Origin of the sequence: Polynucleobacter sp. 78F-HAINBA, from assembly GCF_018882325.1 — a bacterium.
Lineage (GTDB): Bacteria > Pseudomonadota > Gammaproteobacteria > Burkholderiales > Burkholderiaceae > Polynucleobacter.
This window is the reverse complement of sequence record NZ_JACVOQ010000001.1, coordinates 169,733-193,504: the sequence shown is the minus strand read 5'-3', so window position 1 is coordinate 193,504 and position 23,772 is coordinate 169,733. Positions and strand designations below refer to the sequence as shown.

The 23,772-nt window shown below is 44.2% G+C and carries 20 protein-coding genes and 1 pseudogene; 12 read left to right on the top strand and 9 right to left on the bottom strand.

Annotated features, from left to right (window positions below; genetic code table 11):
* Positions 1–15: 15 nt before the first annotated feature.
* The gene (locus ICN11_RS00890) at positions 16–3,234 is read right to left on the bottom strand and encodes an efflux RND transporter permease subunit (RefSeq protein WP_216228710.1); all 3,219 of its coding nucleotides are present in this window, start codon (positions 3,232–3,234) and stop codon (positions 16–18) included.
* A gap of 100 nt (positions 3,235–3,334) precedes the next feature.
* Here ICN11_RS00890 and ICN11_RS00885 point away from each other — a divergent pair, with 100 nt between their 5' ends.
* On the top strand, positions 3,335–3,643 hold the full coding sequence (locus tag ICN11_RS00885) for a metalloregulator ArsR/SmtB family transcription factor (RefSeq protein ID WP_216186606.1): 309 nt from the start codon (positions 3,335–3,337) through the stop codon (positions 3,641–3,643).
* A gap of 25 nt (positions 3,644–3,668) precedes the next feature.
* On the opposite strand, the gene trxC is transcribed toward ICN11_RS00885, so the two are convergent.
* On the bottom strand, positions 3,669–4,088 hold the full coding sequence (gene trxC, locus ICN11_RS00880; protein ID WP_216228709.1) for a thioredoxin TrxC: 420 nt from the start codon (positions 4,086–4,088) through the stop codon (positions 3,669–3,671).
* A gap of 23 nt (positions 4,089–4,111) precedes the next feature.
* Complete coding sequence (locus tag ICN11_RS00875) at positions 4,112–4,387, bottom strand: hypothetical protein (protein WP_216228708.1); 276 nt, start codon at positions 4,385–4,387, stop codon at positions 4,112–4,114.
* Between the two features lie 324 nt (positions 4,388–4,711).
* On the opposite strand from ICN11_RS00875, the gene ICN11_RS00870 reads away from it, so the two are divergent.
* A complete protein-coding gene (locus tag ICN11_RS00870; protein ID WP_062310620.1) occupies positions 4,712–5,875 on the top strand; it encodes an IS30 family transposase in 1,164 nt (387 codons plus the stop codon).
* Between the two features lie 184 nt (positions 5,876–6,059).
* Here the strand turns inward: ICN11_RS00870 and ICN11_RS00865 are convergent, their stop codons facing one another.
* The 4 genes and pseudogenes from ICN11_RS00865 to ICN11_RS10670 form a co-directional block, all read right to left on the bottom strand.
* On the bottom strand, positions 6,060–6,257 hold the full coding sequence (locus ICN11_RS00865) for a hypothetical protein (protein WP_015420586.1): 198 nt from the start codon (positions 6,255–6,257) through the stop codon (positions 6,060–6,062).
* Between the two features lie 2 nt (positions 6,258–6,259).
* Positions 6,260–6,778: a zeta toxin family protein gene (locus ICN11_RS00860; RefSeq protein WP_015420587.1), complete on the bottom strand. Its 519-nt coding sequence runs from the start codon at positions 6,776–6,778 to the stop codon at positions 6,260–6,262.
* Entirely contained in the window at positions 6,775–6,972 is a 198-nt protein-coding gene (locus tag ICN11_RS00855; protein ID WP_041484814.1) for an antitoxin VbhA family protein, read from the bottom strand. The genes ICN11_RS00860 and ICN11_RS00855 overlap by 4 nt, the downstream gene beginning before the upstream one ends.
* Before the next feature lie 104 nt (positions 6,973–7,076).
* Positions 7,077–7,235 (bottom strand): annotated as a pseudogene (locus tag ICN11_RS10670) (4-oxalocrotonate tautomerase family protein); the annotation flags it as partial.
* A 90-nt stretch (positions 7,236–7,325) separates the two neighbouring features.
* Between ICN11_RS10670 and ICN11_RS10760 the strand changes: the two are divergent.
* The gene (locus ICN11_RS10760) at positions 7,326–7,595 is read left to right on the top strand and encodes a reverse transcriptase domain-containing protein (protein WP_015420590.1); all 270 of its coding nucleotides are present in this window, start codon (positions 7,326–7,328) and stop codon (positions 7,593–7,595) included.
* Positions 7,596–7,953: 358 nt separating this feature from the next.
* On the opposite strand, the gene ICN11_RS00845 is transcribed toward ICN11_RS10760, so the two are convergent.
* On the bottom strand, positions 7,954–8,160 hold the full coding sequence (locus ICN11_RS00845; protein WP_083893705.1) for a DUF3079 domain-containing protein: 207 nt from the start codon (positions 8,158–8,160) through the stop codon (positions 7,954–7,956).
* 206 nt (positions 8,161–8,366) lie between these two features.
* Here ICN11_RS00845 and ICN11_RS00840 point away from each other — a divergent pair, with 206 nt between their 5' ends.
* The 4 genes from ICN11_RS00840 to ICN11_RS00825 are packed head-to-tail and all read left to right on the top strand — an operon-like array spanning position 8,367 to position 13,625.
* Positions 8,367–8,792 carry a PAS domain-containing protein gene (locus ICN11_RS00840; RefSeq protein WP_015420591.1) on the top strand — a complete coding sequence of 142 codons (426 nt, stop codon included), beginning with the start codon at positions 8,367–8,369 and terminating at the stop codon, positions 8,790–8,792.
* A gap of 11 nt (positions 8,793–8,803) precedes the next feature.
* On the top strand, positions 8,804–9,958 hold the full coding sequence (locus tag ICN11_RS00835; protein ID WP_015420592.1) for an NnrS family protein: 1,155 nt from the start codon (positions 8,804–8,806) through the stop codon (positions 9,956–9,958).
* Positions 9,959–10,003: 45 nt separating this feature from the next.
* Positions 10,004–11,224, top strand: a complete 1,221-nt coding sequence (locus ICN11_RS00830) for a nitronate monooxygenase family protein (RefSeq protein WP_216228706.1) — start codon at positions 10,004–10,006, stop codon at positions 11,222–11,224.
* Positions 11,205–13,625, top strand: a complete 2,421-nt coding sequence (locus tag ICN11_RS00825) for an adenosylcobalamin-dependent ribonucleoside-diphosphate reductase (protein WP_216228705.1) — start codon at positions 11,205–11,207, stop codon at positions 13,623–13,625. The genes ICN11_RS00830 and ICN11_RS00825 overlap by 20 nt, the downstream gene beginning before the upstream one ends.
* 21 nt (positions 13,626–13,646) lie before the next feature.
* On the opposite strand, the gene ICN11_RS00820 is transcribed toward ICN11_RS00825, so the two are convergent.
* A complete protein-coding gene (locus tag ICN11_RS00820) occupies positions 13,647–14,612 on the bottom strand; it encodes a potassium-tellurite ethidium and proflavin transporter (protein WP_015420595.1) in 966 nt (321 codons plus the stop codon).
* A 17-nt stretch (positions 14,613–14,629) separates the two neighbouring features.
* Here ICN11_RS00820 and ICN11_RS00815 point away from each other — a divergent pair, with 17 nt between their 5' ends.
* The 5 genes from ICN11_RS00815 (at position 14,630) to ICN11_RS00795 (ending at position 23,772) form a co-directional block, all read left to right on the top strand.
* Complete coding sequence (locus tag ICN11_RS00815) at positions 14,630–16,480, top strand: type IV pili methyl-accepting chemotaxis transducer N-terminal domain-containing protein (RefSeq protein WP_216228704.1); 1,851 nt, start codon at positions 14,630–14,632, stop codon at positions 16,478–16,480.
* Between the two features lie 40 nt (positions 16,481–16,520).
* Positions 16,521–17,180, top strand: a complete 660-nt coding sequence (locus ICN11_RS00810) for a response regulator (RefSeq protein WP_216860525.1) — start codon at positions 16,521–16,523, stop codon at positions 17,178–17,180.
* Between the two features lie 128 nt (positions 17,181–17,308).
* A complete protein-coding gene (locus ICN11_RS00805) occupies positions 17,309–18,571 on the top strand; it encodes a nitrate/nitrite transporter (protein ID WP_216228703.1) in 1,263 nt (420 codons plus the stop codon).
* Positions 18,572–18,595: 24 nt separating this feature from the next.
* The gene (locus ICN11_RS00800; protein ID WP_216228702.1) at positions 18,596–19,978 is read left to right on the top strand and encodes a NarK family nitrate/nitrite MFS transporter; all 1,383 of its coding nucleotides are present in this window, start codon (positions 18,596–18,598) and stop codon (positions 19,976–19,978) included.
* 20 nt (positions 19,979–19,998) lie between these two features.
* Entirely contained in the window at positions 19,999–23,772 is a 3,774-nt protein-coding gene (locus ICN11_RS00795) for a nitrate reductase subunit alpha (protein ID WP_216228701.1), read from the top strand.

Genomic DNA, 23,772 nt, shown 5'->3' with positions numbered 1-23,772 from the left:
AATTCCTTAAATGAATTAATGGGTTGATTGGAGAATTTTGTCTACTCGATGTGCATAAACTGAGTAATAGAGCAGGGGGATTACTACTAAGGTGAGCGCAGTAGATACCAGGATCCCAAAAATTAATGAGATTGCAAGCCCATTAAAAATCGGATCATCTAATATAAAGAATGCTCCCAGCATTGCCGCTAACCCTGTAAGTGCAATAGGCTGGGCTCGCGTGATGGCAGCATCTACCACGGCGTCCTTAAAAGCAATTCCTTGGCGAACCTGAAGGTTAATAAAGTCAACTAGCAGTATCGAGTTACGCACAATGATGCCTGCCAGTGCAATCATGCCAATCATGGATGTTGCTGTAAATTGCGCGCCGAGCAGAGCATGCCCAGGCATTACCCCAATAATCGTGAGGGGAATCGGCGCCATGATGACGAGTGGTGTGAGATAGGAGCCAAAGTGCGCTACAACTAGTAGATAAATGAGTATTAAGCCAACTGCATAAGCAGCGCCCATATCACGGAAGGTCTCATAAGTAACTTGCCATTCACCATCCCACTTGATGGCATAGCTTTGGTATGGGTCACTTGGAGCAGCGGTAAAGAATTCTTCCACTTCTTTGCCGTTTGGATCTTTAATTTCCTTGGTTAGCGATCTGGCCTTAAATAAGCCATATAAAGGGCTATCCACTTTTCCGGCGGCATCTCCGATAACATAGCTTACCGGCAAAAGATCCTTGCGATAGATGATTTGCTCTCGGTCTGCGTCTACGATAGATACTAATTGGCTAAGAGGCACTGCCTCCCGCTGTGAGTTTCTGACAGTCAATTTCAGCAACTCTTTTAATGAGTCCTGTTTATTTTCTGGGAGCCTGATTTCAGTGGGCGCAGGATATTTTGATTCATCATGTAAATAAGCAACGTTTTCTCCAGCAAGTCCAGCCCTTAAGGTTGTCACAATCGCTTGTTGAGAAACGCCCATTAAGCTTGCCTTGCGACGATCAACTAACAGGAACTGCTTTGGCGATTTTGCGATGCTACTGTCATCAATATCGACAATGCCATCGGTTCTCTCAAGAGCGGATCTCACTGATTTACTTACACTCAGTCTGCCCTCTGGGGTAGGGCCGTAGATCTCAGCAACGATTGGTGAAAGGACTGGGGGGCCTGGAGGCACCTCTACCACCTTGACATTGGCGTTATATTTTTTTGCAATCTCTTGCAATGCTGGGCGAATGCGACTTGCAATAAGATGGCTTTGATCTGAGCGATGGTGCTTATCTACGAGGTTAACTTGAATATCGCCTAATGCTGGATTTTGTCTAAAGTAGTACTGGCGTACCAAGCCATTAAAGTTTATCGGGGCGGAAGTGCCTGCATAAATCTGGTAGCTACTTACTTCAGGAGATTTAGATAAGGCTCCCCCCATTTCCCTCAAAACCTCTGAGGTCTTTTCGACCCTAGTACTTGGCGGCATATCCAAGATCACTTGAAATTCTGATTTGTTATCAAATGGCAGCATCTTTAATACTACTAAGCCTGTCATTGGTAGTGAGAGTGAAATCAAGATTGCTCCGATCACCCCACCTGCGAGTAGCTTTCTATTTCTTTTTCCAGATTGATCGCTGAGTAGGGGGTCAAATATTTTCTTAAACTTTGGGCTGATCCACAGAGCGAGATTAAAGTGTGTCTTTTGACTATCTGAATGTTGAGCAAGCCATATTCTTGCCATCCAAGGTGTCACCATGAAGGCAATGGCAAGTGAGAGCAGCATGCCCATGCTGGAGTTAATAGGGATGGGGCTCATGTAGGGACCCATCAGACCGGTAATAAATGCCATGGGTAGGAGTGCAGCAATCACGGTAAGTGTTGCCAAAATGGTGGGCCCGCCAACTTCATCTACTGCGCCAGGAATGATTTCTTTTAAGCTTTTATTAGGGAATAGTAGTTGATGTCGATGAATGTTTTCAACCACCACAATGGCATCATCCACCAAGATTCCAATTGAAAATATCAAGGCAAATAGGGAGACTCTGTTGATAGTAAATCCCCAAGCCCAGGAGGCGAATAGTGTGGCGGCTAAGGTAAGTACAACCGCCGATCCAACAATCATCGCCTCTCTACGACCTAATGCAAAGAAAATTAGAGCCACTACTGACAATGTCGCAAAAATGAGTTTCTGGATGAGTTTGCTAGCTTTTTCATTAGCAGTTTCACCATAATTCCGCGAGACTGCTATCTCGATATCTTTGGGTATTAGGGTGGATCTTAAGGATTGCAATTGGCTGAGTACTTGATTGGAAACATCGACGGCATTCTCACCAGGTTTCTTGGTAACTGAAATCGTGACTGCTGGATGATCTTCAGAGTCTTTATCAGTCACGTCCGTATGCCAAACTAAGCGTCGATTTTGTATCGGCCCCTCAACGACTGCAGCCACATCCTTGACGTAAACGGGGTTCCCTTGGCGAACCCCTAAGGCAATGCTCTCCACATCTTTTAAGTTTCTTAGAAAAGGGCCGGTTTCAATGGCAACGGCTCCTTGTTCTGTAAGAAGATCACCGACTGGCATGCCTAGATTGGCAGTTTCTAGCGCCATTCTGAGTTCTGGAATAGTGACACCCTTGAGTGCCATTTGCTCGGGGCTAACCTCAATTCGGATTGCCCGTTTTGGGCCTCCAATGGTGGCGACTTCTCGTGTCCCTTTTACTCGTTTCAAATCAATTTCAATTTGATTGGCTATTTTTTCCAACTCATACGATGTGATTGAAGGATTTTTTGAAAATAGCGTCAGTGACAGTATTGGAACGTCGTCAATTCCCTTGGGCTTAATGATGGCGGGCATGACCCCGAGATCTTTTGGCAACCAATCTGAATTGGCTGCTACGGTATCGTGCAGCCTTACCAGGGCTTCTGTTCTCGGGACACCAACCTTGAATTGAACAGTGATTACTGAAAGACCTGTTTGAGACATCGACATGACATGTTCAATGCCGGCAATCTGCGAGAGCACTTGCTCAGCGGGAATCGAGACCATTTCCTCTACGTTTTTAGCGCTTGCACCAGGAAAGGGGATGATGACATTAGCCATCGTCACATTAATTTGAGGCTCCTCTTCACGCGGAGTCACGATGATGGCAAATAAACCTAAAAGCAAAGCAAGAATCGCTAGCAGGGGGGTAATTTGTGCCCCTTGAAAGAATGCTGCTATTCGGCCTGAAATCCCTAGTTTTTTATCCATGACTCTGCATTCGGTTATTTAATTTACTTAATTATATTATATAATAAAGTAAAATGAATGAGATGTGCGAATTTGTTCTAAAAAATCTTGGGGGCCTGATATGGCTGTGAATATGGATCTGGAAAGAATGCAGGAGTCTGCAAATGAGGCTTGTAGGCTACTTAAAACGCTAGGAAATAGCGATAGATTGCTATTGTTGTGCCAGATAAGTCAAAGTGAAAAGTGTGTTGGAGATCTCGAGAGTGCCTTAGGAATACATCAACCCACGCTTTCTCAGCAATTAACTGTATTACGCAATGAGGGTTTGGTTCAAACTAGGAGGGAAGGCAAGCAGATTTATTATTCACTATCTAGTGAGGTAGCGCTTGATGTAATGGGTATTCTCTACAAGACCTACTGCAATCACTAGTTAAATTATTGATTTAATGCATTTTTTAAAGTATTCGCAAAATAAACTGATCTAACTGTTGGGCAGAAAGTGCTCCACTCACCCTCTCTATTTCGGCACCATTTTTAAAACCTGCCAAAGTTGGAATTGATCTAATTGAAAATTCCTGACCGATTGCTGGATTTGCTTCGGTATCGAGTTTGATGTGAAGAATACTTTCGCCATGCTTTTTAGCGCTAGATAGAAAGGTGGGGGCAAACATTTTGCAGGGACCGCACCAAGGCGCCCAAAAATCAACAATGACAGGTATTTTACTTAGACTTAAGATTTCCCTAAAGCTTGCTTGATCGGCGTCGATAGTTCCCAAGAGTAAGCTCGATTTACAAATCCCGCAAATGGGCTTTTGATTGATTCGGTCCAGTGGTAAGCGATTAAATTTTTGACAACTAGGGCACTTGATCAGCATTATTTCACCTTTTAATCATTGAATTACTCAATAGATTGATGTACTTGTAGTAGTTTATAAATTGATTCATCAATTGGCCCTGGTAGGGGTTCCATGCCAGAGTCTCTAACCTGAATGCAAATTTGCCCTCTTAAAATGATCAGGCCTTTGAGGGTTTCGCGTTTATGGAAATGATCGTGCGCACGATCAATATCTGCTGTTAAGAACTCATGTAAGTACGCATGATTAGATAAATCCAAATTCAAGGCAAAGGCAAGTCTGACAATTTCACGATTAAGCTCATGAATTGTTTTTTTCATACTCATTTTCTTGTAGTGGGCCTGAAATTGTATTCATAGTTTTTTATTGTAGTGGGCAAATCTTGAATCAATGGAGTATTTGATTAAAGTTCGATCTTCGCAAGTTATCTTCTGTTAAGAGCATAAAGATGTTTTCATTTGATGTTCTTAATGCATTTAATGGAGATGATGCTACTGAACTGTTTTTGAACTAGCCTTGGTCGCAATCGGGATGTAGCTTAACCGCCTCCGGGCAGTTGTTTATTCAAAAGCCTTTTTTTGGTCTTGAATTCAACCGATCGATGCAACACACTACAAACTGCGTAAGCGCAAGGAGTGTTGCTCATGAAACAACGACCTCGAATCTATTACACTGCCACCCAGAAGGCTTTAATGTGGGAGCGGTGGCAAAAAGGCGATAACCTTCATCAGATAGCGCAGTTATTTGATCGGGGTCACTCCTCTATCCAGCGTATTTTGGCTGAAAGTGGTGGCATCAGACCGCCAGAGCGAACTCGATCCGTTTTAGCGCTAACTTTGGCTGAGCGAGAAGAGATCTCCCGCGGCCTAGCAACGGGACAATCCCTTCGCTCCATCGCTCAGCTTTTAGGTAGATCGCCCTCTACGGTTAGTCGGGAGGTTAAGCGTAATGGTGGCGCCAAAGACTACCGATCAGCTGGGGCTGATGGAGCCGCTTGGGATCGAGCACTTCGTCCTAAGACTTGTAAACTGGTCTTGAACAAGCCCTTGGCAACTATCGTGACAGATAAGCTGCAGTTCTTGCAGTGGTCGCCACAACAGATTGCCGGATGGTTAAAGCAAACGTATCCAGATGAGAAAAGCTATCAGGTGTCACACGAGACAATTTATCGCAGCCTCTTTATCCAAGCCCGTGGAGCCTTAAAGAAAGAGCTCGTGGCGCACTTACGTCGCACTCGGATCATGCGCCGCTCACGTCATCACACACTCAAAGATGTCGGCCTTGGCAAGATTGCCAATGCAGTCTCCATTAGAGAGCGGCCAGCAGAAGCAGAAGATCGCGCGGTGCCAGGACACTGGGAAGGCGATCTACTTTATGGGGATGCCAACAGCCAGATCGCTACTCTCGTTGAGCGCCAGACTCGCTATGTAATGCTAGTAAAGGTTGCCCGTAAAGATAGTCAAACTGTCGTCAATGCCTTAATTAAGCATGCGAGAAAATTACCGGACGAGCTTTATAAATCGTTAACGTGGGATCGGGGTAAAGAGATGTCTGAACACAAACGTTTTACCTTAGCCACGGATGTTCAAGTGTACTTTTGTGATCCCCAGCATCCTTGGCAACGAGGATCGAATGAAAATACCAATGGATTATTAAGACAATACTTCCCTAAAGGAATGAGTCTGGCTAACTACTCCCAAGCCAAGCTCAATGCAGTGGCAAGGAAACTAAATGAACGCCCTAGAAAAACACTAAACTATCAAACACCGGCAGAACGTTTTGCTCAATCTGTTGCGTTGACCGGTTGAATCCAAGGTTGTTTGCAGACATTGAGACCTGCGGATACACTAACTGTTACTCTGATTTTGTGACAAGCGGTTTTGTAGGTCGTTTTCTAAAACTATTAATTTCTGCAATGAAAAAGCCCCGCAAAAGCGAGGCTTAGTATTGCTTGGTGGGTCGGGCGAGATTCGAACTCGCGACCAACGGTGTTTAGGCCGTAAGTTGCCGCTGCTTAATGAGTTCTGCGGCAGGGATCCGCACTATCTTGCCATTAACTGTGGTCACGATTGCGGTATTGGTTTGGATTGCCAAGTCTATCGCTGCTTTTCTAGCACGTTTAATAGCGAAGTAGGAGCCTGATATGTCAGGATCTGGTGAATTGAGGATATCTGGAGTTGGAATAATCATTTCTAGCCTTGAGCAATCTTTTCTAATTCCGTTAAATCACCATCAAGCAGTACCCATGAGTTTACAGCTTTTTGATACTTTGGGAGATTCTCTAATCCTGCTCGATAGCGCCTACGAATGACTTCTTCAGGAATATTGTGTCCGCCCTGTGCAACTCGCTCTGCTACTCGAGAGATGGCTAATTCAGGAGAACTTAGGGCAATAAACCAGAGCTTGATTGTGTAGCCCAAGTCTTTCCACTCTTGAATGCGTTGTAGATAATGGGTGCCGGATAACGTGGTTTCAAATGCAAAACTTTCACCTGCTTTGGTGTATTCATCCAACTCATTGAGCATCAAGCGAGCCGCCTTGAATGCAACAGATTCAGGATTAAATGGTGCCAAACCAGCCGCTATAAGATCAGCATTAATAAAACGAAATGTATGAGCTTCTTGCGGTAAGAAGTTTTTGGCAAAAGTAGTTTTACCAGCCCCATTAGGTCCTGCAATGATGATAATTTTTTTATTTATTGCGGACGTCATTTGGGTCGATTTGCGGCATAACGTTGTTTGGTTTCTTCCAGTATTTGTCCGATACTCTTGTTGCCAGTAACGTAATCAGTAAGGCTTAGCTCTAACTGTTTAGTGGGAGTAATACCCTCAATCCGAGCAGAGGCCACAGCGTTAGAGGCGTCGTATTGGCGGACCTGAGATTGGGTTGAAAACTTTGTTAGCACGGATCTATTTTAGTGACTCTAGGTCTATTTTCCTAGAGAATTATGCTCAATTATCTAGTCATAAACCCCTGATATTTCAGAGGGTTATGAGTGTATTTGCTGAATTATTGATGATATCGATATTCCTGGGTCTTGCCACCATACCCATAGCTAGCAGCCCTGACATCTTGTACGTAGATATAGCTTTCTTCATGAAGATTGCCTAGGACACGTTCAAAACTCTCAAATGCTTCCTTGATGTACCGAGCCTTCTCATCTTTGGTACCCTCAAACCTTACTTTGGATATAACTTAAGTAGGGATATTGCAAAACAGTCAACAGTAAGAATCCCAGGACTCCTTGAGCGAAAGTTGATGCTTCCATTTGGCTTTATTCAGTCAGCAATACTGGCTTCTATCTGTCTTGATAAATCTAGCCTAGGGATTTTCTTAAAAAGAATTAAAAGGGATAAATCTTTATCTTTGAGCGTCTATATGGACGATATCTTGATTTCTTCGAATGATCAGCAGAGATTAATTGAGGTAACTGCGGAACTTAAGAGCTATTTTTCTAAATCTCATTGGGTATCGAATGCTGGCAAGGAGGTTAGTCACACAAACGCTCCAACATCGATAAACAGGTGAGGTAATACCTTGAAATCCCAGTGGTTTTCTTTGGATATCCGCCTCATAGCGAAAGTTGTGCCTTATGCGTGGAAACTGCATAAGGGATGGTGTCAAATTCGGAGAAAGCTAAGTTCAGAAATGAATACGCTAACGTCGAGCCAAGCTTCAGTGCGAAAGTGCTATTGAAGGTATAGAGACTAGACGGCAACCATCTAAGTAAGGATGCAAATCTTTATATGATGAATGCATAGTCCATGGAGGAGTGAAAGCCACACAAACCGGAATGCTTTGGCCCCTGGTTCAAGTCCTGTGGGGGCTTTGTCTTTTAAGCGGTGATTTAATTAACCGCGGAGCGACTCTAGCAATAACAGATCGTTCATTTATATTCTGATTTCTTCAGATGATTAAAAGACTTTCGATCATCTAGCCCCCAGCTTTCCCAGCCATCTCCAAAAAGCTCATGGGGATGCTGTGTTCTATCGGATCCATTTCCACATGCCATTGAATTCGACGGGCAATATCTCTCGCATCCCCAGCATACTCGTTCTGGATGTGGTGGGTTGAGGGGAAATTTTTTTAGCATATCAATTTTTATGTGTATTTAAACCTATGTTTATCTCCAAGTATTTGATTTATGGCAAATGAAGTCTGCATTTCAAGCGTTTAAAGAGACCTTATTGTTGGGCATAGTTCTATAGAGCTATTTCAATAACCCATGGTTACGTGGAGAATCCAAAAATCTAAAAACAATAGACCTTTTGATCCCTAGCTTACGGAGTTTGTCTGAATATGAAATACCAAGTTGATTTTGAGAAATTAGCCAACGTGATGGGTGATGGTGTTGTGATTTCAGATGCCAAAGGTGATATTGTTTTTTGGAATGCATCTGCAGAAAGAATTTTCGGATACTCGGCTGCTGAAGCTCTAGGCAAAAGTTTGGACATCATTACGCCAGAGCGTTTTAGATTACGGCACTGGGATGGGTATAAAAAATCCATGGAAACGGGAACGACCCGCTACGGTTCTACCTTGCTCACCGTACCGGCCCTTCACAAAGAAGGCAAAGCTTTATCAATTGCTTTTACAGTGGCAATGCTGATGGATGAAGATGGCAATGTAGGCGCTATCGCAGCCATTGTTAGGGATGATACAGAGCGCTTTCAGACAGATCGTGAACTCAAAAAGCGCATTGCAGAATTAGAGGCGAAGTCTTAATTAAAGTAGATATGACAAAAAAGACCACCCCTCTTTTTGCGCTAGGCTTTAGACCATTTTATTTATTGGCGGCATTTTGGTCTGTAGCGGCTATTTTGGAATGGCTGATGGAGCTTAGTGGTTCAGGCATTCGAGGGATTGGCTCGATTCCTGGAATTCAGTGGCATGCTCATGAAATGATTTTTGGGTTTGCAACAACAGTTGTAGCTGGCTTCTCCCTAACTGCAGTTAGATCATGGACGGGACTTGAGACACCTAAGGGCAGATCGTTAATGCTGCTAGCATTTTTCTGGATTGCGGGACGACTTGGTCCGTTATTTAGTTCGTATTTTGTGATTATTGACATTCTGTTTTTGCCGATCATCGCAATGATTATTGGTAAGTTGATATTACAAAGAAGTATGGTGAGAAATCTTTTCCTGCCTCTTATTCTCAGTGTTTTGGGGATACTGAATGGATTGTTCTATATGTCTGCTTATGGACATATCGGTATTGATAGCAATGTTCCTTTGATCTCATCGTTATTCTTAATTGTGATGATTGAAATCATGATTGGTGGTCGAGTTATTCCAAGCTTTACCGCGAATGCCATTGTGGGAATAAAGCAGTTTCGCAATAAATCATTTGCAACTGTTGTGCTGGCATTCAGTGCGACGTCCTTTTTGCTTTGGATATTCTTTTCAGTCAGCGTTGTTACTGCTCTCATATGCATTCTGACCGGCGTATTACAGTTTATTTTGCTGTTAGGTTGGAAGCCTTTGGCTACACGATCCAAGCCAATCGTATGGATCCTACACGCTGCCTATTTTTGGATTCCTTTAGGTTTTATCCTCCTCGGCTTTTCATCTTTTGGGCTGGTCTCCATGTATATCGCTCTGCATGCTTTTGGTATTGGTGCTACGGGCGGCTTAATTATTGGCATGATTACCAGAACGGCTATGGGGCATACAGGCAGGCTGATTAAGGCAGGGGCAATAGAAGTGAGCTGTTATGTATTGGTGCAGGTGACAGCAGTCATTTGGATGGTTGCGCATTTAACAGTGGGCGTTTGGTTCCATTTTACGATTGGGTTAGCTGGTATCTGCTGGTGTTTGGCTTTCATTCTTTACATCTACAAGTACTTTCCTTGGCTTACCAAGCCCCGCTTGGATGGGCAACCAGGGTAGTGGCGCTATTGAGTTGATAGCGCAGTCTCTTATATGGGTATGCCAATGAATATGATGATTCCTTCCTTTTCAGGAGATCTACTAACTAAGAGCGGGATTACACCGCTAGTCATCAAAGGCAAGACAATTCTTCCTATTGTGCAAGGCGGTATGGGTGTAGGGGTATCAGCTCATCGTCTTGCGGGCGCAGTTGCAAAAAATGGAGGCATGGGAACGATCTCCTCCATTGATTTGAGACGTTTGCATCCAGACTTAATGCAAGAGACCCAACACCTATCTCCTTGTTCGGATAGTCGAGAGGTCATTAATAAAGCGAACATTGAGGCATTAAGGCGGGAAATTACCCAGGCTAAAGTAGATTCTGAGGGATTTGGTTTAATTGCAGTAAATGTCATGAAGGCTGTGAATGAGTATGCCGCCTATGTAAGGTGTTCCTTAGAGAATGGAGCTGATGCCATCGTAGTGGGTGCCGGCTTACCGCTTGATTTACCGGATCTAGCGGCAGATTTTCCGGATGCCATTTTGATTCCAATTCTGTCAGAATCTAGAGGCGTTCAATTATTAGTAAAAAAATGGATGAAGAAAGGGCGTCTTCCTGATGCCATTGTGATCGAGAATCCTAGATTGGCTGGAGGGCATGTAGGGGCATCTAGCGTGGGGGATATTCACAACCCAAAATTTGATTTTGAAAATGTCATCCCTGAGGTGCTTACTTTTTTTAAATCCATCGGAATTGAAGGGCAGATTCCGCTAATTGCAGCTGGCGGAGTTTCTTCCTTACAAGACATTAAGCGCTTGCAGGCACTTGGAGCATCTGGCGTCCAGTTAGGCACTGCTTTTGCGGTAACTTGTGAGAGCGACGCTGACGAGGCATTTAAACATGTGCTGGCTAATGCCAAACAAAAGGATTTAGTTGAGTTTTTAAGTGTGGCTGGACTTCCAGCTAGAGCAGTCAAAACTCCCTGGCTTGGAAAGTATCTAAAGGTTGAGAGCATTCTGCAAGGTACGGCTCGCAAAAAACCACGTTGCACAATGATTTTTGATTGCCTTCATGATTGCGGCTTGCGTGATGGTAATAGTTCATGGGGTCAATTTTGCATTGATAAGGTCCTTGGGAGCGCCCTTACTGGCAATGTACAGAAAGGGTTGTTTTTTCGAGGGGCCGGCGCCTTACCTTTTGGCAATCAGATACGCCCCGTCATCGAATTAATTACCCAATTATTGTCAGAAGTGGAGCCAGAAAATTATGGTTATGCAGCCAATTAGTTTTGATGTATTAGCTGAAAAGTATTTAAAAAATGGTGAAAAAGATGAGCAAACTATTTTTGCAAGGGTGGCAAAAAGTCTCGCCTCAGTAGAAGAGCCGTCTCTACGCGAAGAAGTGGAGAAGAAATTCTTGGAGAATTTCAATGCAGGCGCCATTGGCGCCGGTCGCATTATGAGCTCAGCGGGAACTGGGATTAAGGCAACTCTAATTAATTGCTTTGTGCAGCCGGTTGGAGATTGTATTCAGGACTTAGATGAGGATGGTTACCCTGGTATTTATGAGGCTTTAAAGCAGGCTGCCGAAACTATGCGTCGTGGCGGCGGGGTTGGGTATGACTTTTCTAGAATTCGACCAAAAGGTTCCGAGGTCAAAGGAACCGCCTCAATTGCTTCAGGCCCTTGTAGTTACATCAATGTATTTGATCAATCCTGCTCCACAGTAGAAAGCGCTGGATCAAGACGGGGGGCTCAAATGGGCGTATTGAGAATAGACCACCCAGATATATTGGATTTAATTACGGCAAAAAGAACGCCGGGTCGATGGAATAACTTCAATGTCTCCGTTGGCGTTTCAAATGATTTCATGCGATCGGTTGAAAATGATGGGGAGATGGAGCTAGTACACAAGGCAAAGCCTGGTGAATTATTGATTGCGGATGGAGCTTACCAAAAATCGGATCAAATCTGGGTATACAAGAAAGTAAAAGCAAGAGATGTTTGGGATGCGGTTATGCAATCGGCCTATGATTTTGCCGAGCCTGGAATTTTATTTCTGGACAATATTAATCAGGATAATAATTTGTATTATTGCGAGAGGATTGAGGCGACCAATCCTTGTGGTGAGCAGCCCTTGCCTCCCTATGGTTGTTGTGACCTAGGCCCTATAATTCTCCCCAGATTTATCGTCAATCCTTTCGGGTTTTCAGGTGAACCTTATTTTGATTTCGATAAATTCTCTGAAGTAGTGAAGGTTCAAGTACGCATGCTTGATAATGTCTTGGATGCAACATACTGGCCACTTGAAGAGCAGGGATTAGAGGCCCACTCAAAGCGACGTATTGGCGTAGGCTTTACCGGTCTTGGAGATGCCTTAATTATGCTTAAGCTGGCATACAACAGCGCTCCAGCGAGATTAAAGGCCGCGGAAATATCAGAAAAGTTGCGTGATATTTCCTACGAGGCTTCAATTGCATTGGCTCAGGAGAAAGGGTCATTTCCAGATTTGGATATCGACCAATATCTTTCGGGTGGAAATTTTGCGAGTCGACTTGGTGAGGATTTGAAGAAAAAAATTCGGCAGTTTGGCTTGAGAAATAGCCACCTGTTGTCGATAGCGCCTACTGGAACAGTGAGTCTTGCATTCGCAGATAATGCATCAAATGGAATTGAGCCTCCTTTCTCATGGACATATACCAGAAAGAAAAGAGAGGCTGATGGCTCAACAAAAGAGTATGCGGTTGAGGATCACGCTTGGAGGATGTATAAGGAATTGGGTGGAGACGTCAATGTATTGCCAGAGTATTTCGTAACTGCCTTAGAAATGTCTGCTGAAGATCATATTTTGATGATGGAAGCAGTTCAACCATTTATTGATACCGCCATTTCAAAAACGGTAAATGTTCCGGCAGATTATCCTTATGAGAAATTTAAGGATCTATATCTAACGGCATGGAAGTCCAGGCTCAAGGGAATGGCCACCTATCGACCCAATAGTATTTTGGGTTCGGTATTGCAGGTAACTCCTAGTCCAAACGAGAATCCCTTAAGCGCAGATCTAGATGGCGAGGATTGGAGAAATAGTCCGTCAAAAAAAGTGGTGGATCGCCGTCCTAATGGCGAATTACCTGCGGTGGCTGAGAAAATTAATTACTGGACTCAGGATGGGCAAAAAACGCTGTATTTAATTATTTCCTTTTTGACTGTTGAGGGGGTGGTTGCTGGCAAGAAAGCAAGTGTTGAGAGGGCAATTGAATTTTTTATGCCTGTAGGTCAAAGTGGAGAGTCTCAGCAGTGGATTACTTCGAGTATGCGAATGCTCTCTCTTGCAGCGCGGGGAGGCTTTCTTGCTAGAGCTTTAAGCGATATGAGGAAGGTTGCTTGGGATAGAGGGCCTGTTCGATTAGGAACGAAGAAAAAGCAAGATGGTGCTGTAGCCCCAATGTGGCATGACTCTGAAGTGGCTGCTGTAGCTTTTGCTATTGAGAATATCCTAGCCAAAAGGGGAATTACAGAATTTAAAGCTGCAGAGGAGTTTACGATTGGTGAGCTTGATTCTCAAAAAAGCACGGGCGGGGGCCTAATGGCTGGGAAAAAATGTCCGGACTGTGGCGCTCATGCGATGATAAAAAAAGATGGCTGTGATTACTGCACAAGTTGTGGTTACGTCGGAGCGTGTGGCTAATCATCTGTGGATGCAGTGAGTTCAATATAGTTTTTGTTGAATCAACAAGATTATTGTTCGGGCTAGCAAAAATAGAACAAGCGCAGTAGAAATAGCAATTGCAATCGTCGCAGCTTGATGGGGCCAGCCTCCTCGTATAACCGCCTCAATGACGCAAGAGGTGGTTGCAGCAGCAGGGAATGCAAATGACCAAAATCCAAATGAAAAGGGGACCGCCGTCCAAGACCGCCATCTCGTGAGTACTGCAAAAATAGGACCTGATGCAATACCCAAACCTACCAAGATGGCATCAACTGGAAGGTTTGGCCAAATCGTAATGGCGGTGATGGTGCTAACTGCTGCTGGACCCATTTCAATTCCAATGGTTGGGCGAAATTGCGGTGGCAGAGGGCCTGCAAACAAGCGATGCAAAATGCGCATTTCTAATAACGCCCAACCTCCAAGACCCATTCCCCATACAAGATATCCAAATCCAGGCAATCCAATTGCAGCTAACGCAGCGCCTCCAACTAAGCCGCCAGGAACAATGGGTAGATACAGCGCTGGTGTTACTTGGTCAGTGGGCATATTACCCATTGAGAGCATATGAACCACTCGCCAAGCAATGGTGACTTGAATAATGAGCGCGATAGCAGTTAACGTATAAGCAAACGTAGAGTATTCCGGAAATCTGGGGAATAGTAGAGCGATAGCAAGCATTGTGCTAATAGGAAAATAAGCCATCATTGGGCCTAAAACCGGGTTTAAGAACTTCTCCCTAATCGCTTGAGGATAAAAAATCGCCTTAATACTCCAGAGTATTGTTAGAAAGCATAGAATGAAGATGCCGAGTACAAGAAAAAAACGTTCAATCCAAAAAGTTGAAATTGAAGTGACGTGAGAGTATTTACTCCATGCGAAGGAGAGGCTAAGTAAGCTTAGGGACATGCCAAATAGTCCTGGGTGTAGGCGATGAAGCCAATTGGGCTCTTTGTCTCTTTGTATCATTATTTATATGTTGTGGAATGAAGAATACCGAATTTACCTTAAAAAAGAAACTAATGATCATTGGCACGACACTTTTGGTGTTGGCGATGATTTCTATTAGCTTTACTTTATGGGTTACTTGGAAGCTTGAGGGTGGCGCGGCAGCAATCAATGAGGCTGGCCGCATGAGAATGCAAACTTATCAGTTAGCCCTTCTGGTAAATGAGGGTGATGCTGCGGCAACAACTAAGCTAATAACTAAGTTTGACAACAGCATCATTACCCTTAAATATGGAGATCCAGCTCGGCCGCTATTTGTGCCTTGGAATCAATTAAATAAACAATTGTTTCTAAATATTTCTGGTCAATGGAGCAGCATCAAAGATGATCTACAGACGAGGAAGGCTACCAGTATTTCTGTATCGCGCATTGATAATTTTGTTGCGAATATTGATCGGTTTGTCGGGTCAATAGAAGTCGAGGTTGATTACTGGACAAATATGCTCCATCTATTCCAGTTTGCTATGTTGGCTATCTCTCTTTTTGCCACATTAGTCATCATGTATGTGGGGTATTCCGTTATTTTAGATCCAGTAGAGAAGCTGCGCATTGGTTTTGATGGTGTGAGATCCGGAAAATTAAATACACGAGTTCAAATCGAGGCAAAAGATGAATTTGGTGATTTGGCAATCGGCTTTAATTCAATGACTGAAACTATTAGTGACTTATATAGCGGGTTAGAGGCAAAGGTCCGGGAAAAGACATTCCATTTACAAGAGCGACAAAATCGTTTGCAAGCGCTATATGATTTGAGTTCATTCGTTTCAACAGAAGATAATCTGGAAAGATTGGCTCAAGGATTTTCAAAGCGAATTTTGTCTATAACGGACGCTTCTGCCATCGCGATACGTTGGACAGATCAGGCAAATAAGAGATATTTTTTATTATCTGGCGCAAATTTACCCTCATCCATTGCCGAGGAAGAGCAATGTTTGGTTGCTGGAGACTGTTACTGTGGACAGTCTAGTGGTAATGCAGAAATTCAGGTAATTACATTTGATCCAAAGATAGAGACGGATCGGCATTGCGTAAAGGCAGGTTATAACGCCCTTATTTCGGTTCCGATCCTATTTCAGCAAGATTTACTTGGCGAAATTGATATTTTTTATACTAAGGAGCAGTCGATAGATTCAGATCAGAGGGCCTTGCTAGGGACCTTGGCGCATCATTTGGCTGGGGCAATGGAGGCTTTGAGAATTAAAGCTTTGGAGAAAGAGGCGGCAATTTCTGAGGAGCGCAGTTTATTAGCAAGAGAGTTGCATGATTCAATTGCGCAGTCACTAGCGTTTTTAAAATTACAGGTTGGAATGCTCAGAGATGAGATCGTAGAGCCCGCTACGGAAAAGGCCAAAACTATCCTAGGTGAGCTGGATGAAGGCTTGAGAGAAAGTTATAGTGACGTGCGCGAGCTTTTGTTGCATTTTAGAACGCGTACTAATACCGAGGATATTGAACCTGCGATAAAGACGACTTTACAAAAATTCGAGCACCAATCCGGTATTCATACTGAGCTATCTGTTGAAGGGCAAGGACTTCCTTTAGCGCCAGATGTTCAGATTCAGGTAATGCATGTCATTCAAGAGGCCTTATCAAATATCAGAAAGCATTCGAAAGCGAGCATTGTAAGAGTCGAAGTAGCGCAATCGCCAAAATGGACGTTTAGAGTAATTGATGATGGGATTGGTTTTTCAACAGAGCTAAATACGGTTGATAGCACGCATGTGGGGATGAGTATCATGCAGGAACGTGCCAATAAAATTGGAGCCAAGCTGGAGTTGAGCTCGGAGGCATTGGCAGGAACCTGCATATCGTTAACTTTACCTACGTAGGTGATATTCTGTTATCTCAATATTGAAGGTGTGGAAAAAATTGGAAAAAATCCGGATTCTAGTTGTTGACGATCACACCTTATTTAGGCGAGGTTTGATCGCTTTAATTTCGCAGGCCAGTGACTTTGATGTTGTCGGCGAAGCTGGGGACGCTATTGAGGCGTTGCGCTTATGTAAATCTCTAAAGCCGGATGTAATCTTGCTTGACAATCATTTGCCTGGCGCCAGTGGCATTCAATCGCTCCCTGATATTTTTCATGCATCCCCTGATTCGACTGTCATCATGCTTACAGTGAGCGAAGATGAATCTGATTTAATGCAAGCTTTGCAAAATGGCGCCCAGGGGTATTTGCTTAAAACTAGCGAGAAAGACGAGCTTCTACTTGGCATTCGGAAGGCGTTTGAAGGTGAGTCGGTTATTAGCAAGGAGCTGACTCATAAGCTAGTTAGTGCCTTTAAGACCAATACCAGAAAAGAAGATAAGCCCTCAAATACTTCTTTGGCGGCTACGTTATCACCCAGGGAGATCGATACTGTCCGCTTGATTGCCGTTGGGTCAAGTAATAAAGAAATCGCTCGGCAGCTTGGCATAGCTGAAACTACTGTCAAGATTCACGTACAGCATATTTTGAGAAAGCTCAACTTGACTTCTCGAGTACAGGTGGCAGTGTTTGCCAATGCTGAAGGCATTATTTCGTAAGTACTAGTCCTAAAGAACTATAAGCCACAGCTGCCTATAGTTCGACTGCTTTTTGAAAGTAGTCTTTTGGAGGATATTCTTAATCCCCGTTAGTTTTGATAATTAACTCATGACATTAAGGGGTATTCATGAGTTCGATAGCCAAAACTAGCGCTAAAGCATATTCAGTTTTGATTGTCAGCACATTTGCCTTCACCGTTTGCTTTATGGTGTGGATGATGTTCGGGGTGATTGGTATACCGATTAAAAAATCACTCGACTTAAGTGCAACTCAATTTGGTCTTTTAACAGCTACCCCTATTTTGACTGGTTCACTTGTACGTGTGCCCCTGGGAATCTGGACCGATCGATTCGGTGGTCGCATTGTGATGTTTTTACTGATGCTCTCTACAGTTATTCCTATCTGGATGATGAGTTATGCCAGCCAATATTGGCACTTTCTGGTTATTGGTCTATTCGTAGGCTTGGCTGGCGGATCGTTCTCTGTCGGCACTCCTTATGTAGCAAGATGGTTCCCAAAAAATCGTCAGGGTTTTGCAATGGGCGTCTATGGTGCTGGTAACTCTGGTGCCGCAGTTAACAAATTTATAGCGCCTGCCTTGGTGGTGGCATTTGGTTGGGCTGTAGTACCGCAGGTATATGCAGGCGTTATGTTGGGCGCAGCACTCTTATTTTGGATTTTTAGTGCTAGCGATCCTTCTCATTTGGTAACGAGCAATATTTCCTTTAAAGATCAATTAAAAGCCCTAAAAGACCCGAAAGTATTGCGCTACTGCCAGTACTACAGCATTGTCTTTGGTGGTTATGTTGGCCTCAGTTTGTGGATGGTGCAGTACTACGTCGGTGAGTTTGGTCTGGAAATTCGGACCGCCGCATTACTTGCTGCATGTTTCTCATTACCTGGTGGCGTATTAAGAGCAATTGGTGGATGGTTATCTGACAAATATGGTGCCCATCAGGTCACTTGGTGGGTAATGTGGGTAAGTTGGATTTGCCTTTTTTTACTCTCTTACCCCCAAACCGATTTCACTATCCAAACGATTAATGGGCCTGAGACTTTTCACATTGGCCTAAATATTTATTTGTTTACTGGCCTCATGTTCATCTTGGGCATTGCATGGGCGTTTGGTAAGGCCAGTGTTTTCAAATATATCGGCGACGACTACCCAGAAAATATCGGCACCATTTCAGGAATTGTTGGTTTGGCCGGTGGTTTTGGCGGATTCATTCTGCCGATTATGTTTGGCGCCATTTTAGATATCACAGGGATTCGTTCAAGTGCATTCATGCTGATGTACGGCGTAGTGTGGGTATCGCTTATCTGGATGTATCTCACTGAAGTTCGTAAATCTGAAGTGATGGGTGCTAAATCCATTCCATCGCTTTCTTAAATATCGCAAAGAAAAGGAAACATCATGTCCTCGACCGTAATTTCGCGCTGGGAGCCGGAGAATAAGCAGTTTTGGGAATTTACTGGAAAGCCGATCGCGAAGCGCAATTTATTGATCTCGATTCCGGCATTAACCCTCGCATTTGCAGTCTGGATGGTGTGGTCAGTAGTAGTGGTGAACTTGCCGAATGTTGGATTTAAATTCTCGACGAATCAACTTTTTTGGTTGGCATCCCTTCCTGCATTATGTGGCGCTACTCTGCGAATTTTTTATTCTTTTGCAGTTCCAGTCTTTGGAGGCAGACGCTGGACGGCAATTTCAACGGCATCATTATTAATTCCTGCTGTTGGCATCGGATTTGCAGTCCAGAATCCGGCAACCCCTTATGAGTTTTTCATCTTGCTAGCCTTGTTATGTGGGTTGGGTGGCGGAAATTTTGCTTCCTCAATGGCTAATATCAGCTTCTTTTACCCCAAAGCGCAAAAAGGCACGGCATTAGGCCTTAATGCAGGTCTAGGTAATTTGGGGGTATCTATTGTTCAGTTAGTTGTACCGCTAGTGATTACAGCAGGCGTATTTGGTAGTTTAGGTGGTGACTCCACAATAATTTTAAAAGCCGGTAAAGAAGTTCCAATGTGGCTGCAAAATGCTGGCTTCATTTGGGTGCCTTTTATTGCGGTATCGGCAATTGCTGCCTGGTTTGGTATGAACGATTTGGCTGAGGCAAAAGCCTCTTTTGCTGATCAAGCAGTGATTTTTAAGCGCAAACATAACTGGCTCATGTGCTGGTTGTATTTGGGTACCTTCGGCTCTTTTATTGGCTACTCAGCTGGCTTTCCTTTGCTGATTAAGGGCCAATTTCCTGGCGTTAACGCGCTTAGTTATGCATGGCTTGGACCATTGGTTGGTGCATTAGCAAGACCTATAGGTGGATGGCTGGCAGATAAGCTAGGCGGCGCCAGAGTTACATTCTGGAACTTCATTGCAATGGGTGCTGGTGTACTTGCAGTCTTGAATTATCTGCCTCACAAAGGCGCGGGTGGTGACTTCTACGGATTCTTGTTTGCATTTATGGTGTTGTTTGCAACATCTGGAATTGGCAATGGATCAACTTTCCGCATGATCCCAGTCATTTTCTTGACAGAGCGTCAACGTGCCGCTGGCAATACTCAGGCCGACAAGGACCAAGCAATTCGTGATGCCAATAAAGAAGCTGCAGCAGTGCTCGGTTTTAGTTCTGCAGTAGGTGCTTACGGAGGATTCTTCATTCCCAAGAGTTATGGAAGTTCTATTGCTGCTACAGGCGGTCCTGAAGCTGCCCTGTACTCGTTCATTGTTTTTTACGTTACCTGTACGTTCATTACCTGGTGGTATTACAGCCGTAAGAACGCACCAATGCCTTGCTAAGAAAATATTAAAGGATTGATATGAGTCACTTTTTAGATCGCCTCAAGTTTTTATCTGCAGATAAAGAAGAGTTTTCAGATGGCCATGGTGTGACGGTCGGAGAAGACCGCACGTGGGAAGACGCTTATCGTTCGCGCTGGCAGCACGATAAGATCGTACGTTCAACGCATGGTACCAATTGCACGGGATCATGTTCTTGGAAAATTTATGTCAAAGGCGGCATTGTTACTTGGGAAACTCAGCAAACTGATTACCCGCGCACTAGACCTGACCTGCCTAATCACGAGCCTCGGGGTTGTGCACGCGGCGCGAGCTACAGCTGGTACATGTACAGTGCCAATCGCGTGAAGTATCCAATGATCCGCGGCCGACTGCTAAAGCAGTGGCGTGAAGCAAAGTCGGTCGCCAAATCTCCGGTAGATGCTTGGGCAAATTTAGTTGAAAACACTGCTAAGCGCAAAGAGTGGATGGAGTTACGGGGTAAGGGTGGTTTCGTTCGCAGTTCGTGGGATGAGGTAAATGAAATCATTGCCGCAGCGAATGTCTATACGATTAAAAAGCATGGACCCGATCGGATTATTGGCTTCTCTCCGATCCCAGCAATGTCAATGGTGAGTTATGCAGCTGGATCGCGTTACTTAAGTCTAATCGGTGGCGTATGCATGAGCTTTTACGATTGGTATTGTGATTTGCCGCCAGCTAGCCCCCAGGTATGGGGTGAGCAAACCGATGTGCCGGAATCCGCTGATTGGTATAACTCTACTTTCATCATTGCATGGGGCTCTAATGTCCCTCAAACACGTACTCCCGATGCGCACTTTTTTACTGAGGTGAGATATAAGGGTGCTAAAACGGTGGCAATCACTCCGGACTATGCCGAAATTTCTAAATTAGCAGACATTTGGATGCACCCTAAGCAGGGTACAGATGCTGCGATTGCGATGGCCATGGGGCATGTCATTCTGAAAGAGTTTTATTTCAATAAGCGCACTGAGTATTTTGATGATTACGTACGTCGCTATACAGATATGCCAAATCTGGTGATGCTGGAAGAAAAAGTATTGGATGACGGCAGAAAAGTATTGGTTCCTGGACGCTATGCGCGTTCAAGCGATTTTGATGGCAAGCTTGGCCAGACTAATGGCGCCGACTGGAAAACGGTTGCATTCGATACAGCTGGCAAGCCGGTAGTACCGAATGGGTCCATTGGATTTAGATGGGGTCCGGAAGGACGTAAAGACCAGGGTAAATGGAATCTAGAATCAAAAGAAGCTAATTACGGTAATGATGTGAAATTGAAGTTATCACTAATGGAGGATCAGTCAATACATGATGTTGTCCCCGTTGGATTCCCATACTTTGGTGGTATTGATACACCATATTTTGATGCAAATAAGCAAAGTGATGTTCTTGTTCAGAATATACCTGCTAAGAAAATTATTCTTACTGAGAATGGCGTTGAAAAAGAAGTATTTGTAGCAACAGTTTTTGACTTATTGGCAGGTAATTATGGAATTGACCGTGGATTAGGTGGTGAATGCGCCAAATCTTATGATGACAATGTTCCCTATACTCCAGCATGGCAAGAATCTATTACCGGAGTAAAGCGTGAGCAAGTAATCGCAGTGGCTCGTCAATTTGCAGAAAATGCAGAAAAGACTAAAGGCAAGTCAATGGTCATTATTGGCGCTGCGATGAATCATTGGTATCACTGTGATATGAATTACCGCGGCATCATCAATATGTTAATGATGTGTGGCTGTATCGGCCAGAGCGGTGGTGGCTGGGCTCACTATGTAGGTCAAGAAAAATTGCGCCCACAAACTGGTTGGACCCCCCTGGCTTTTGCACTGGATTGGATTCGTCCACCGCGTCAGCAAAACTCTACCAGTTTCTTTTATGCGCATACCGATCAATGGCGCTATGAAAAACTTGGTATGGAGGAGGTGTTATCGCCCCTAGCAAATAAAGAGGAGTACACGGGCAGCATGATTGACTTTAACGTCCGTGCAGAGCGGATGGGTTGGTTGCCATCAGCTCCCCAGTTAAAGACAAATCCCCTTGAGGTTGTAAAAGAGGCTCTTGCTGCAGGTAAAGATCCTAAGAAATATGTTGTTGATGGCTTGAAGTCTGGAACATTACAAATGAGTTGCGAGGACCCAGATCATCCAAGCAATTGGCCGCGAAATATGTTCGTATGGAGATCTAATATTTTAGGATCCTCAGGAAAAGGGCACGAGTATTTTTTAAAACACCTACTGGGAACAAGTCACGGTGTTCAGGGCAAGGATCTTGGAGCTGATGAGGCAAGACCTTCTGAAGTCGAGTGGCATGATAAGGCGCCTGAAGGCAAGCTTGATTTATTAGTGACCTTAGATTTTCGGATGAGTACTACCTGTTTGTATTCCGACATTGTTCTACCTACTGCTACTTGGTATGAGAAGAATGACCTTAATACTAGCGACATGCATCCATTTATCCATCCGTTATCTACAGCCGTTGATCCCGCTTGGGAGGCTCGTAGTGATTGGGATATCTATAAAGGATTTGCGAAAAAGTTTTCAGAGGTGTGCGTAGGTCATCTGGGTGTTGAAAAAGAGATTGTGATGACTCCCTTAATGCACGACACGCCCGCTGAATTAGCTCAGGCATTTGATGTGCAGGAATGGAAGAAAGGTGAGTGCGATCTCATACCCGGAAAAACTGCGCCTCAAATTGCCGTAGTAGAGCGTGACTATCCAAATACTTATAACCGCTTTACGGCCTTAGGTCCGCTCATGGACAAGGTTGGAAACGGCGGGAAGGGTATTGCTTGGGATACCAAGGTTGAAGTGGAGCAGTTGCGGGAGCTCAATGGTCGTGTTGAGCATGGCGAGATGAAGGGGATGGCAAAAATCTCAACGGATATTGATGCTGCTGAGGTTGTATTAATGCTTGCTCCTGAGACAAATGGTCATGTAGCAGTCAAGGCTTGGGATGCATTATCCAAAATCACGGGCCTTGAGCATGCGCATTTAGCTTTGCATCGCGAGGATGAGAAGATTCGTTTCCGTGATATTCAGGCGCAGCCAAGAAAGATCATCAGTTCGCCAACTTGGTCTGGACTGGAGAGTGAAAAAGTTTCTTATAACGCTTGTTATACAAACGTTCATGAGTACATTCCTTGGAGAACATTGACTGGCCGTCAACAGTTCTATCAGGATCACAAGTGGATGCGGGCATTTGGCGAAGGATTTGTTTCTTATAGACCGCCGGTAGATTTAAAGACCATTATTGAGGTCAAGGGCATTAAGCCTAATGGAAATAAAGAAATTGTTTTGAACTTCATTACGCCGCATCAAAAGTGGGGCATTCATTCCACCTATAGCGATAACTTGATGATGCTGACTCTGAATCGCGGTGGACCAGTCGTTTGGTTGAGTGAAGATGATGCGGTTAAAGCTGGCATTGTGGATAACGATTGGGTTGAGCTATATAACGCCAATGGAGCAATCGCAGCGAGAGCTGTCGTGAGCCAAAGGGTAAATCCAGGAATGGTCATGATGTACCACGCACAGGAAAAAATTATTAATACTCCTGGATCTGAAATTACAGGTATGCGTGGCGGTATTCATAACTCAGTAACTCGAATTGTTCTTAAGCCTACGCACATGATTGGTGGTTACGCACAGCTAAGTTATGGATTTAACTACTACGGAACCATTGGAACCAACCGAGATGAGTTTGTAACGGTTCGGAAGATGCGAAACATAGATTGGCTTGACACTGAAAATGCCAATTCAGTTCAGGCTTAA